At 49.6% G+C, this 12,642-nt stretch carries 8 protein-coding genes and 5 tRNA genes; 3 read left to right on the top strand and 10 right to left on the bottom strand.

Annotated features, from left to right (window positions below; genetic code table 11):
* Positions 1–6 precede the first annotated feature (6 nt).
* Together JYB63_RS10755 and JYB63_RS10750 are read right to left on the bottom strand one after the other, a co-directional pair.
* The gene (locus tag JYB63_RS10755) at positions 7–780 is read right to left on the bottom strand and encodes an ABC transporter permease (protein WP_205657871.1); all 774 of its coding nucleotides are present in this window, start codon (positions 778–780) and stop codon (positions 7–9) included.
* Positions 781–821: 41 nt separating this feature from the next.
* Positions 822–1,742, bottom strand: coding sequence for an ABC transporter ATP-binding protein (locus JYB63_RS10750; RefSeq protein ID WP_205657870.1), 921 nt, complete (start codon positions 1,740–1,742; stop codon positions 822–824).
* Between the two features lie 199 nt (positions 1,743–1,941).
* Here JYB63_RS10750 and JYB63_RS10745 point away from each other — a divergent pair, with 199 nt between their 5' ends.
* On the top strand, positions 1,942–2,259 hold the full coding sequence (locus JYB63_RS10745) for a PA2817 family protein (protein WP_205657869.1): 318 nt from the start codon (positions 1,942–1,944) through the stop codon (positions 2,257–2,259).
* Between the two features lie 17 nt (positions 2,260–2,276).
* Here JYB63_RS10745 and JYB63_RS10740 read toward each other — a convergent pair whose 3' ends face one another.
* From JYB63_RS10740 to JYB63_RS10705, 8 genes are all read right to left on the bottom strand, one after another.
* The gene (locus JYB63_RS10740; RefSeq protein ID WP_205657868.1) at positions 2,277–5,135 is read right to left on the bottom strand and encodes a bifunctional diguanylate cyclase/phosphodiesterase; all 2,859 of its coding nucleotides are present in this window, start codon (positions 5,133–5,135) and stop codon (positions 2,277–2,279) included.
* Positions 5,136–5,150: 15 nt separating this feature from the next.
* Positions 5,151–6,344: a TonB-dependent receptor gene (locus JYB63_RS10735; protein WP_205657867.1), complete on the bottom strand. Its 1,194-nt coding sequence runs from the start codon at positions 6,342–6,344 to the stop codon at positions 5,151–5,153.
* The gene (locus JYB63_RS10730; protein ID WP_243431931.1) at positions 6,334–6,759 is read right to left on the bottom strand and encodes a hypothetical protein; all 426 of its coding nucleotides are present in this window, start codon (positions 6,757–6,759) and stop codon (positions 6,334–6,336) included. Before JYB63_RS10730 ends, JYB63_RS10735 begins: the two co-directional genes overlap by 11 nt.
* A 165-nt stretch (positions 6,760–6,924) precedes the next feature.
* Positions 6,925–7,000: transfer RNA gene (locus tag JYB63_RS10725), tRNA-Glu, on the bottom strand.
* Between the two features lie 24 nt (positions 7,001–7,024).
* A tRNA-Gly gene (locus JYB63_RS10720) sits at positions 7,025–7,100 on the bottom strand.
* A gap of 14 nt (positions 7,101–7,114) precedes the next feature.
* Positions 7,115–7,190, bottom strand: a tRNA-Glu gene (locus JYB63_RS10715).
* A gap of 244 nt (positions 7,191–7,434) precedes the next feature.
* Positions 7,435–7,510 (bottom strand) — tRNA-Gly (locus JYB63_RS10710).
* Between the two features lie 42 nt (positions 7,511–7,552).
* Positions 7,553–7,628, bottom strand: a tRNA-Glu gene (locus JYB63_RS10705).
* A 362-nt stretch (positions 7,629–7,990) separates the two neighbouring features.
* Between JYB63_RS10705 and JYB63_RS10700 the strand changes: the two genes are divergently transcribed.
* Positions 7,991–9,076, top strand: a complete 1,086-nt coding sequence (locus JYB63_RS10700) for an ABC transporter substrate-binding protein (RefSeq protein WP_205657866.1) — start codon at positions 7,991–7,993, stop codon at positions 9,074–9,076.
* A 19-nt stretch (positions 9,077–9,095) separates the two neighbouring features.
* The gene (locus JYB63_RS10695; RefSeq protein WP_205657865.1) at positions 9,096–12,584 is read left to right on the top strand and encodes a bifunctional diguanylate cyclase/phosphodiesterase; all 3,489 of its coding nucleotides are present in this window, start codon (positions 9,096–9,098) and stop codon (positions 12,582–12,584) included.
* Positions 12,585–12,642: the final 58 nt, after the last annotated feature.

The following is a 12,642-nucleotide window of genomic DNA, read 5'->3' as shown; positions in this document are numbered from 1 at the left end:
GCCGGCTCAGTGGCGTATACCCCGCCCGGAGCTCAGCAAATGTAACGAATAGGCAAACAATACCAGAATAAAAACAATTATCATGCTGAAGGCGAAAACGATATCAATATCACTCACCCCGAGAATGCCAAATCTGAAGGTATTCACCATATACAAAATCGGGTTCAGCTGGGAAACCCCCTGCCAGAACTCTGGCAACAGGCTGATGGAATAAAACACGCCCCCCAGATACGTCAGCGGGGTCAGCACGAACGTTGGAATAATCGAGACATCATCAAAGCTGTTGGCAAACACAGCATTAATAAAGCCCCCCAGCGAAAACAGAATCGCTGTCAGTAATACAACCGTCACCATTACCCACAGGTTATGGATTTGCAGGTCGGTAAAAAACAGCGACAGACAGGTAACAATAAAGCCGACACCCAGCCCCCGCGCGGAACCTCCGACCACATAACCGCTCAGAATGACCCAGTTTGGCACCGGAGACACCAGCAGCTCTTCGATATGACGCTGGAACTTGGTGCTGTAAAACGAAGACACAACATTACTGTAAGAGTTGGTGATGACTGACATCATAATCAGCCCGGGCACGATATATTCCATGTAATCAAAGCCGCCCATTTCACCGATTCGTGAGCCAATCAGATTCCCGAAAATGATGAAATAGAGTGTCATGGTGATGGCAGGTGGCAGCAGCGTCTGTCCCCAGATTCGCGTAAAACGGCGAATCTCGCGACTGACAATGGTCATGAATGCAACCCAAAGTTCTTTATTGCTCATCTGGTTTCTCGTCGTATATTGTCCGCTGACAAAAACAGTATTTATTTAAGATTCTTATCCACTAACGAAACAAACAACTCTTCAAGACGGTTGCTCTTATTACGCATACTGGTGACTTCAATGCCCTGCTCCGCCAACTGGCTGAAGATAGGATTCATACCTTTATTCTTTTCAACTTCTACCAGCAAGCGTTGATCAGAATCCAGTGTCACTTCATAGCCATCCAGACGGGGTGCATTCTGCAAAGCAGGTGCGACATCCAGCACAAAGGATTCCGTATTCAGCTGCGCCAGTAAGGCGGGCATGGTGGTATTCTGGATAATCTCGCCATGATCAATAATGGCAATATTGCGGCACAGCTGTTCCGCTTCTTCCAGATAGTGTGTGGTAAGGATAATGCTGGTGCCTTCTGCGTTAATTTCCTCCAGAAACTCCCACATTGACCGGCGCAGCTCAATGTCTACTCCGGCCGTGGGCTCATCCAGAATCAGCAGCCGGGGTTCGTGTACCAATGCACGGGCTATCATCAGACGCCGTTTCATACCACCTGATAACATCCGGGAAATGTCGTTACGCTTTTCCCACAATCCTAGTTTTTCCAGATAATGCTCTGCCCGCTCAGACGCTTCTTTTGCAGCGATGCCATAGTACCCTGCCTGAGTGGTGACAATATCTTTCACCTTCTCAAACATATTGAAGTTAAATTCCTGCGGCACCACCCCCAGCTCACGTTTCGCAGCGGCGGCATCGGTATCCAGATCATGCCCGAATACGGATACCTGTCCCGAGGTTTTGTTTACCAGAGAAGAAACGATACCCAGAGTCGTGGACTTACCGGCACCGTTAGGCCCGAGCAATGCGAAGAAATCCCCCTGCTGGACCTCGAATGAAATCCCTTTTAAAGCTTCAAAGCCATTGCCATAAACTTTACGAAGATTCTGAATGGTTAATGCACTGGTCATGGGATTTCCTGTTAACGGTCTGAAGCGCAACGTCTGCGCAGGCAAGAACATCATTAATGGGGATACCCCCCGCTTTTTTCAAGCACTGCGCCAGCGAAGGCTATACTCTTGTTAGATCATAATGAAGCTGTTAAATTTGCCGCCACTTCTATCCGCGTCCATCCGCTGCATAACAGCACATATAAACACCGGGATTCCCATGACACCACGTGAAGAAATAGCCGAAGCATTCCGCGCCGTTCAAAACACTCTGGAGAAAGGCCTGCAGGCAACCGGCAGTGAAGATGCCATCATCGCTATGCAGCACCGTTTCGAAAATATCTATGATGCGATCGAGGCCAATGAAGATTATGTCTACCTGGCGCAGGAAACGATTGCCAACTTTTTCATCATGCATCCCAACCTGACCCACGTAATCCCCCGGGAACTTTTATGGCGGCTGGGCGGTTCGTGCCTGCATTTTCTGACCGATGACGAAATTGCTGAATTTACCCGTCAGGAAGAACAACTGCACTGATTCTGCAGCACTGCTCATCAGGTATCTGTCGGTTCAGATACCTGATTCCTTTCGCAGACAAAATCATATAATTCATCAGCAGGCAGGGGTTTGCTGTAATAATATCCCTGCACACAATAGCACCCCAGCGCCGTCATAAATTCCAGTTGTTGCGGGGTTTCCACGCCTTCAGCAATGATTCCAAGCTCCAGCGACTGACACATCGCAACGGTTGCCATGATGATTGACTCATCACTCTTATCAATGCCGATATCCTTGATGAAACTGCGATCAATTTTTAACTTTTCTACTGGCAGACGTTTCAGATAGCTCAGTGACGAATACCCGGTGCCAAAATCATCCATGGCCAGAGATATCCCCAGATCACGCAAATATGTCAGCTTGCCGATAGACACTTCTGGCTGACGGATAATAAAACTTTCGGTCACTTCCAGCGCCAGATATTCAGGATTCAGCTGCGCCTGTTTAAGTGCCGACTCAATACAGGGAATCAATTGATCATGGGCAACCTGCTGCCCCGCCAAGTTAACCGCCACACGCATATTGGGGAAGCCCTGCGCCAGCCACCGGCTCATCTGGCGGCAGGCCTCATGCAACACCCACTCACCCAATGGAATAATCAGATCAAGCTCTTCTGCCACCGGAATAAAACGGTTCGGGCCAAGCAAGCCCTCTTCCGGATGCTGCCAGCGCACCAGCGCCTCTATCCCCACCACCTGGCCAGTCCGTGAGTCAACCTGAGGCTGATAATGCAGCACTAACTGATCATTCTGGATAGCCTTACGTAAGTCAGCCCCCAGCGAAAAACGCTCAAAACGCTGATTATCTTTCTCGATGTCATAAACAAAATACCCGTTTCTGCCGGCATCCTTGGCCTGAAACATCGCAACATCCGCATGCTTAATGAGGCTTGCGCCATCATCCCCGTGATCCGGATACGCACTGATACCAATACTGGCGGTTATAACCACCTCAAACTGTTCAACCTGAAACGGTCGCTGAAAAGCCTCCAGGATTTTATCGGCAACCCGCTTCACCCCCTTCATATCAGCAGCACTGCTGAGCAATACGGTAAACTCATCCCCGCCCAGGCGCGCCAGCAAATCCGTTTTCCGGATACAGTCATTTATCCGCCGGGTAGCAATTTGCAATAACTGATCCCCCACTGCATGCCCAAGGGAATCATTCACTTCTTTAAAACGGTCTAAATCTATAAATAAAACCGCCACATTCGCCCCTGCCATACGGGCTTTCTCAATCTCGTTATTCAGGCAACTCATGAAGAACTGGCGATTGGGTTTTTCAGTCAGGGGATCATGATTAGCCAGCCAGTGCAAACGACGTTCAGCCCTTTTACGGTCACTGATATCCATGCCAATAGACAACAGCATAGGGGTGCCCTGCTCCCGCCTCAGCTTTGCATGTAACCAGGAAATATCATGCTGATTGCCGGCGGCATCCACCAACACACTGTCTGTGCGCACCTGCGTTTCAAGACCTGACATCAGGCGCTCGGACTGGGTGGTGAAATCCTGCTTCTCGTCCTGCCTGAGCAGCAAATCAAAAAAGTTAAGCCGGACAGGTTCACCAGACTTATACCCCACTAACTGCATACCAAAGTGATTCAGCGTGAATATCTCGCCCCGGGGGTTCTGCGTCAGGATCACCATTGGCGCACTTTCCAGCAAACTGACCAGAAAATCCCGCTCTTTACGTAATTCAAAACGGCTCTTTTCCAGGCTTTCGGTTCGCTGGGTAACAACCCCTTCCAACCGCTCCAGCTGCCCGGTCAGATCAAGCGTACTCTGAAGCACAATGTCCCGTTCGTCATAACCAAACCGCCGGCCTGCTGAATTGAACTTCAGCAGCTCGGTACGCATCTTCGAATACTCACTTTTACTCAGCAACGGTAACTGCTCAGCCAGAGAAACCAGAAATGCCAGCGGGCGCCTCAACGTCATCGCCATCAGAAAACTGGCAATCACAATGCCAAACAGCCCCGTCAGCAAATAATTAAACAAGGTTGTTTCGATGGTGCTGATATCCATGGATATATCATCCAGCACTACCCAGTATGCCGTACCAACATCCACCCCCTGTACGGGCTCCAGCAATACTTCATAATCACTGTCCTGATAATGAATCCGGTAAACGCCCCCATCGACACTGAAAGCTTCACGGTTGTTCAGTAATTCTAGAATTGGCTGATTTCTCTGCCGGTTGGTCAGGGAGCTGATCAGCAGGCCCCAGTTATGTAATTCTCCGAGCTGCTCCGGAGCCTGCAGCGCCAAACCGATATCCAGTAAAGTCTGCTGTCTGACACTGTAAATAACATCGTAAAGAAAACTGCCAACCATCATGACGCCCACACGATGGTTATCCAGCAAAAGAGGCAGTAACACATAGCGAACACATTCAGAGGTGCAGATTAACTTCCGCACAGGTCGCTCTGTTTCAATAACCTGCTGAATTTCTGAGCCGGGAACAGATATTTTATCCCCCCAAAAACCACTCAGCTGTGCCTCCTGGTCATACAGATAAATCGCGCTGACAGCGCCGCTGAGTTGCAGAGCATTAAAGCGTCTGGCAACCGATTCCCGGAAACCGGCCAGCGCATCCTCCTGTCCGGTCACCATGCTGCGGGCGTCGATAGAAATCAGTTCTGCGGTTTCCAGCAACCCCTCATAAGACACTTCCAGCGAACCATTAAGCCGGCCAGTTTCAATTCGGTTAACATATTCCCGCTGCCGGTCAAACTGCTGTTCCAGCTGATACATGGAAAATAACGCATAGGCTCCCTGCACACCGATCAGCACCAGCACCAGAATAAAAAATATTCGCCACTTTAAACTGATAAACCGGGTCGCTTCCATCATTCCTCAGCCCTGTGTTTAAAACCGGTAAGTTACTTGCAACGCGAAGATATTCCAGTACCGCACCGTATCCGAATTATCCGTATTATCCTGTTCCGGTAACCAGCCGGTTCCATCAACATAATGATATTCAGCCCGGATCAACCAGGCCGGATCCGGCTGCCAGCCAATCCCCAGGGTGATATCTTTGGCAAAGAAGTTATAGGGCGCTTTACGAAACACAACACTGTTTTCTGCGCCGTTCCGGTCCGACTTATCCAGATACAGCACATCATAGCGGGCAATAAAATCCCAGCCAGGGGCAAAACGGTACTGGGCCTGCAAATAGTAAGACTCAAATTCGGTCTCCGGGCGCTGGGTAAACACGCCCCCCATTTCACGCCAGTCAACTTTATGCCACATATATTCCGACGTAAAACTCCATTGCTCGGTATTGTACTGGCCTGACAGCACCGCCACATCGACTTTAAGATCCCCCTCGCTGAACTCTTTAAGGTCAGCAGGAAAACTGTTACCGCTCTTCGGCTGATAACCCAGTTTGAATTCAGCCAGCGTCAGCCCTGTTCTGAAGCGGTTACCTTCAGTACTGTAAATCCCCCTCAGCATCATTCCCTCAGAGTCCTCGAAATGACCGCTGGCATCAAACGTCAGATAGGCATACTCAACATTTTCATCTTTACGGGGCATACCATAGACGAAATCCAGATCCAGCCTGCCGCTACCCAGATCGGTTCCTCCATACACCCCAAATCCGTCAATCGACAGTTCAAGATCTCTGGCCTGATCAAAATACAGCGACTGAGGGAGCATAATAGAAGGCCGGGTAAAAGCCACATCCCGGGTTTCATTATAAAAACCAAAAGGAATCTTCAGCCGCCCTGCCCGTACTCCATACTGTGAAGACGCATTTTCAGCTATCCGGTAATCCATTAACGCATAATCGATTTGCGGTGTTCCGTCATCCACCTCACCGGCACGGCGTGACATCACCTGCCCGGCAACATGCAACTGAGGCAGCACCCTGTAACGGGCATTCACCGCAACTTCCCGGAAGTCGAAACTGCCGTCCGAGCTTTTTCCGTAGATATTATTACTGTCGGTATAAAAGAAACCCTGAGTTATAAAGCCGTTTACACTCAACTCCTGAGCCGATATCCCTGGAGACAGAAATAAAAGACTGCTTAACAGCAGCGCATAAGCTCTAGTATTCATACACGACCCTCACGTTTTCCGTTCCTTTCAGATCCCGGTCGATATAGCCAATCGCCCCCTTACCCGCAGATATTTTCTGTAGCATTTCTTCAGCAGAATCCACCTGATGCGGAGCATCCCCCGAGCCGGTAAAAACCGCCCGGTCCCAGGCTGCACGCAATTGGTAAGGAAAGACTCTCAGATAACGCTTGGTAAAACTAAGATGAGCCGGATCATCATCCGCAAAGACATACACCTCGACCGGCATTCCATCCTGCCAGTAATTGAGACGCATAGAGAAAACAGATAGCAGTAATTGCCGGTTGATAGTCGCCGTATCAACATCAGGGCTGACAATAACCGCACCCGCCTGTAAGTTCAGGGGGCTGAAGAGCAGCATAATAAACAGTGCTGATTTCCGTATCACCGCTAACATTGCATTACCTGTTCAGTGGGCATGCTCTGAGTATAAGTAAGGCTTAACAGTAAGAATACGATTTACGGCGCAGGGATATCCCAAAACGGAAACACAAAACACTCTCAGACAGAGAAATACTTGTTAAAAACCGTTGAGAAATAAAGAAATTCTGAAGAAAAGAAGTGGCGTCCCATAGGGGGTTCGAACCCCTGTTACCGCCGTGAAAGGGCGGTGTCCTAGGCCACTAGACGAATGGGACGCATTTTACAGTCACACTGTAAATTGGAGCGGAATATCGGGCTCGAACCGACGACCTGAACCTTGGCAAGGTTCCGCTCTACCAACTGAGCTAATTCCGCCAAACCGGTGAAAGTGGCGTCCCATAGGGGGTTCGAACCCCTGTTACCGCCGTGAAAGGGCGGTGTCCTAGACCACTAGACGAATGGGACGCAACAGATACTTAAGTTATTCGCAGACCTAAGTAACTTCCTCACCAGAGGAGGCGCGTATATTAATGAGTCATCCGGGGTCCGTCAAGCAACAAATTAAGTTTTTATAAAAGTTTTTTTAAGCCTTTCACCGATAGCCATTTGCCACAGAAATTACAGGCACGGAAAAATCCACCGAGGAACTTCATCAGCGAAAAAACAAACGAAACAGGATGAAAAATAAGAAGATGAGAAAGGCAGGAATTGGAGCGGAATATCGGGCTCGAACCGACGACCTGAACCTTGGCAAGGTTCCGCTCTACCAACTGAGCTAATTCCGCGTCCTGCCAGAACGTACCTGAAGAAACAGGCAGTCTGAAAAATGGCGTCCCATAGGGGGTTCGAACCCCTGTTACCGCCGTGAAAGGGCGGTGTCCTAGACCACTAGACGAATGGGACGCTGCGGCCTTCGTTAAAAGACGGTGCGTATACTATTGATCCTGCGGCATCAGGTCAAGCACTACGGCAAAAAATATCTGAAAAATTAACTTTTTAGCCCTGTCCCCTGCTTTACCGGATTCTTTTGGCTATTTTTCAGACAGCTATCACTGGCAGACATTATTTTCGTCGCAAAAACCAGACACAACCACCATCCGATAACCCTGCCAAAACCGCCGAAGGTTACTAATAAATAAGGGGAAACATCCCAAATTCAATACAAAGATACTTGCACTATCAGATTGCTTTAGGTCTTATTATCCAAGCTATTCGGGGAAGCTGCCCCGAAAGATAAATCATTACCGCTCAGGAGGGGTATTTCGATGTTCAAACTGTACCGTGCGCCTCTTCGGGCATATCAGTTGATAACACTGGCTTTTACTTTTGTCCTACTGTCATTAAATATCACAGCGGCACAGGCAAATCAGACGGCAGTAAAAGATACTTATAAAGTATTTATTCTGCACAGCTACGAACTGGACCACGTTTGCGGACAACCGCAAAGTGCCGGCGTAACAGAAGCGCTTAACAATTCAGGATTCAGCGGCAAACGGCTGACGATAGAAGCCTACGCTATGGATACCAAGCGCACAAATACCACGCCAGAAAGCATTGCCGCCCAGGCTGAAATTGCATTGCAAAGAATCAGTGAGTTTCAGCCCGACGTTTTAGTCACGCTGGACGATAACGCCTTTTATTCAGTGGTTGATGCACTTGAAGACCCGACACTTCCTGTCGTGTTCTCCGGACTGAACAACCTGCCGGGCCCTGATACCCAGACCCGATGGCTGCAAAGTCGAAAGCAGCCTGGCGCCAACGTTACCGGGGTTTATGAAAAAATTCACTTTGTGACCGCCGTTCAGGTACAGCGCAACATTAATACTGAACTGCGTAAAATGCTGGTTCTCTCAGATAATTCACCCACCGGCAAAGCACTGATCCGGCAAATCCGTGAAGAACTTCAGCAAAACCCGCTGGATATAGAATTTGAATACCGGATTACCGACAGCTGGGAGGAATATCAGCAGTTCATTACTGAAGCTAACGCCTCAGATATAAACTCCCTTTACCCTGTTGCCCTGCGATTAATCGACCGCCAGGGAAAAACCTACACCGGTAACGAAATTTTGCAATGGACAGCAAAACACAGCCGTAAGCCATCAATTCCGCTTAACTTCTCATTTGTACAGTTAGGTTTATTTGGCGGTGCCGGTGTCGACTTTCATGCGATGGGATACCAGGCAGGTTTAAAAGCCGCCGCTATCCTGCAGGGCGAAGAGCCCGGCAATATCCCAATTGACGACGCCAGACGTTATGCGCTGGTCTTTAATCTGCCCCGGGCCCGGAATCTTGGTATAGAAATTCCGCAGGACATCTTGCTGGCAGCAGATATTGTCTATACAGAATAATTACAATCAAGGTGAATCGATGGGCTATCGATCCAAACAATACAGCCTGAAAAAAATAATCTTGCTGACCATCGCAGGGCTGAGCACCGCATCCACGCTCCTGACCGCCCTGCTCTTACATTACAATTATGACGGCAAACTGCTGCAGGAATTTCAAAGCAAGATTTCCACAGAAAGCCATAACGTCAGCCTTGGCCTGAGCAATAAACTGAACCAGGTCACTCACCAGTTGAAAGAAATCAGCCTGGATAACTCTATCCGGGTAACCCTTATGCTTGAAGTCGATACCCAGCTGGAAGAGCGGCTCAGCGCGTATCAGGGCTACCCTGAAAATACGGACTTCTTCCTGTGGAGCAGCAAGTCAAAGAACATTGCCGCCGCCACTGATCCTGCACTGACCGGCTTTGCTCAGGCACTGATCAACGGCGAAGCCGGCGAAGGTCAGGCCATCCGTGGAGATGCCGGAAAGTTTTTGATTGGATATGTACAGCCCATCAAACGTAAAGGGGAAATGCTTGGCAAAGGCGTTGCCATCTATACGTTTTCTGATGAGAGCATCAACACCCGTCAGTTTATGGCGGCCCCCGGCACAGAGGTACTGATCTCCGGTAAAGAAGACGACTTCTTCCTCGACTCAGGTGAACCGGCGGTACTGACTCAACAGGAACACGCGGCCCCTGTTCGCAGCTATGATGCGTATCACAATACACCGACAGACCAGCTAACCCACGTTCAGCTCAACCGTCAGGAAGGCATCCTGCTGCGCTTACCCAGCTTCAGCAATCTTTACTACTTTGCCCCCAAGCAGGAACTGCAACAGGCGCAAATGGAAAGTACCTTTATTTCCCTGGCGACCGGTCTGTTCTTTATCTGCCTGAGTATCATTTTTGCATTCTGGCTGACCCGCCGTATCGTACTGCCACTGCAAACCATTTCTGATATGGCCAAATCCCTTTCTGAAGGGAAAGCCGACACCCTGATTCCACACTCATCATTGACCGAACTCCACCAGTTCACCCGGTCACTGGTGGAAATCATGTCGAACTTAAAACAGGCAGAAAACAAGCTGCGAATCAACGAGCAACGTTTCCGCCAGCTGTTTGAATCCACCGACGGCATTGCTGTTCAGGGATATGACTCGCAACGTAAAGTCATTTTCTGGAACTCGGCCAGTGAAGAGCTTTATGGCTATTCGGCAAACGAAGCTATCGGCCAACAGTTTGAAGATCTGCTGCTGCAGTCCCGGGAGTCAGATCCCCTGCTTGGCCAGTTAATCGCCTTGCAGGAAAAAGGTGAATCACTGCCTTCCGGAGAACAGCGCCTGCACCATAAAAATGGTGAACCTATTCCGGTTTTCTCCAGCCAGATGCTGCAATACAACGTTGTCGGGGAACCGGAGCTGTTCCGTATCGACATTGATATACGCCAGCGCATTATTCTCGAACAGACCCTGATCAAAACCCGTGACTGCCTCAGCGCCCTGATGGACAACATTGACTCAATCGTCTTTGTTGCCGACCTGGACACCCAGAGCATCATCTTTATTAACCAGTACGGCATGGACGTATTGGGAGACGTCATAGGCCAGTGCCAGGGTAACCCACTGCAGACCACTGTTGACGCGCCTTTTGCCTGCCGTAAGAGCCTGCTGGAAGCGGACGGCACACCAAACGGCATCCACGTCTGGGAACAGTACGTCAGCGATACCGGCTGCTGGTACGAATGCCGTGACCAGGCGATTCAGTGGCTGGACGGACATCTGGTAAGAATGCAGGTAGCCACTGACATTACTGCCCGTAAAACCGCAGAACATAAACTGTTGCTTTCCGACGCGGTGTTTAACACCACCAGTGAAGGCATTATGGTACTTGATTCAGATTTCCGGATTCAGACCGTCAATCCGGCATTCAGTCATATCACCGGCTTCAGCGCTTCAGAAGCGAAAGGCATGGCCTCTCCGCTCCTTAAAGCACCTGAACAGCACCGCAGCGATCAGGATAAAGCCATTCATCATGCAATGTCCGGGGTCGGTCGCTGGGAAGGTGAAGTATGGAGTCAGCGTAAAAATGGTGAAAGCTATCCTGAATGGGTATCCATTAACCGCGCTAAAAACACCCACGACAGCAATGATTTTTATGTGGTGCTCTTCCAGGATATTACTACCCGCAAAGAAGCTGACGAAAAGATTCTTTATCAGGCTAACTTTGACGCCCTTACAGGATTACCTAACCGTAACCTATTTGCCCAGCGTTTACGCCAGGCCACTCTGGACGCAGAAGAAAATAACACAGATGTAGCACTGCTCTTTATTGGCCTCGGACGCTTTAAGCGGGTCAATGACAGCCTGGGACACAACTACGGCGATATGCTGCTGATCGAAGCCGCTCAGCGCCTGCGGGCAGCGGTTAAAAGTAACGATACCGTTGGCCGGCTTGGCGGTGATGAATTCAGCATCATCCTCTCAGACCTAAGAAATCCGGACAAAGTGCAGGACATCGTAGAGAAAATACTCGACAGCATTACCCGTCCTTACATGCTGGAGGATAAAAAAGCCTACGTTGCAGCCAGCATCGGTATCACTCTGCACTCCAGTGACGGCACAGACATCAATACACTGATGAAAAACGCTGACACGGCCATGTCCATTGCCAAGCGCCAGGATAACACCTATCGCTTCTTTACTCAGGACATGGATACTGAGGCTCGCCTGCGCCATGACCTGGAAATAGAACTGCGCAGCGCACTGAACACCCAGCAGTTTGTTCTGTATTACCAGCCGATCTATGACCCGTTCAGCGGCATTCAGTTAAGCACCGAAGCCCTGGTACGCTGGATACATCCGGAAAAAGGACTGATACCGCCAGACCACTTTATTCCGCTGGCAGAAGAAACCCAGCTGATCGTCCCACTGGGCTCTCAGATTCTCTTCCAGGCCTGTAAGGATGCGGCCAACTGGCCTGAGAACGAAGGCATTCAGCCAAGTGTTGCGGTCAATATTTCAAGCCAGCAACTATACCGGAGCGATATCATCCAGACCGTTAAGTACGCGCTGGAAATCAGCGGACTGCCACCGGAACGCCTGGACCTGGAAATTACCGAAAGCGTCCTGTTGTCTGACGACACCGCCGTTATGGATACCTTACAGGCGATCCGTAAACTGGGAGTTGGGATCTCCATTGATGACTTCGGCACCGGCTACTCATCACTGAGTTACCTGAAGAAATTCCCGGTCACCAAACTGAAAATTGACCGTTCCTTTATTGCTGATATTACCGAAGACACCGACGACCGGACGCTGGTACAGGCAATCCTGGCCATGGCAAAAGGCATGGGCCTCACGGTAGTAGCCGAAGGCGTGGAAGATGCCGAACAGCTGGAGTTCCTGCGTGAGCACCGCTGTGATCTGGTACAGGGATACTTCTTCAGCCGGCCAATACCCAACGAAGAGCTGCATGAATTGCTGGATTTGTCATTTGAAATCAGCGAAGCAGAAGATAGCGAAAAATAAATGACAATTAATCTCAAAAACAGTTGATAATAATTATCATTAAGATAATATAGATCCC

It is taken from the genome of Aliamphritea spongicola (genome assembly GCF_017051665.1).
Classification (GTDB): domain Bacteria; phylum Pseudomonadota; class Gammaproteobacteria; order Pseudomonadales; family Balneatricaceae; genus Amphritea; species Amphritea spongicola.
Note: the sequence above shows the minus strand (reverse complement) of the source record. Positions and strands in the feature narration are given on the sequence as shown.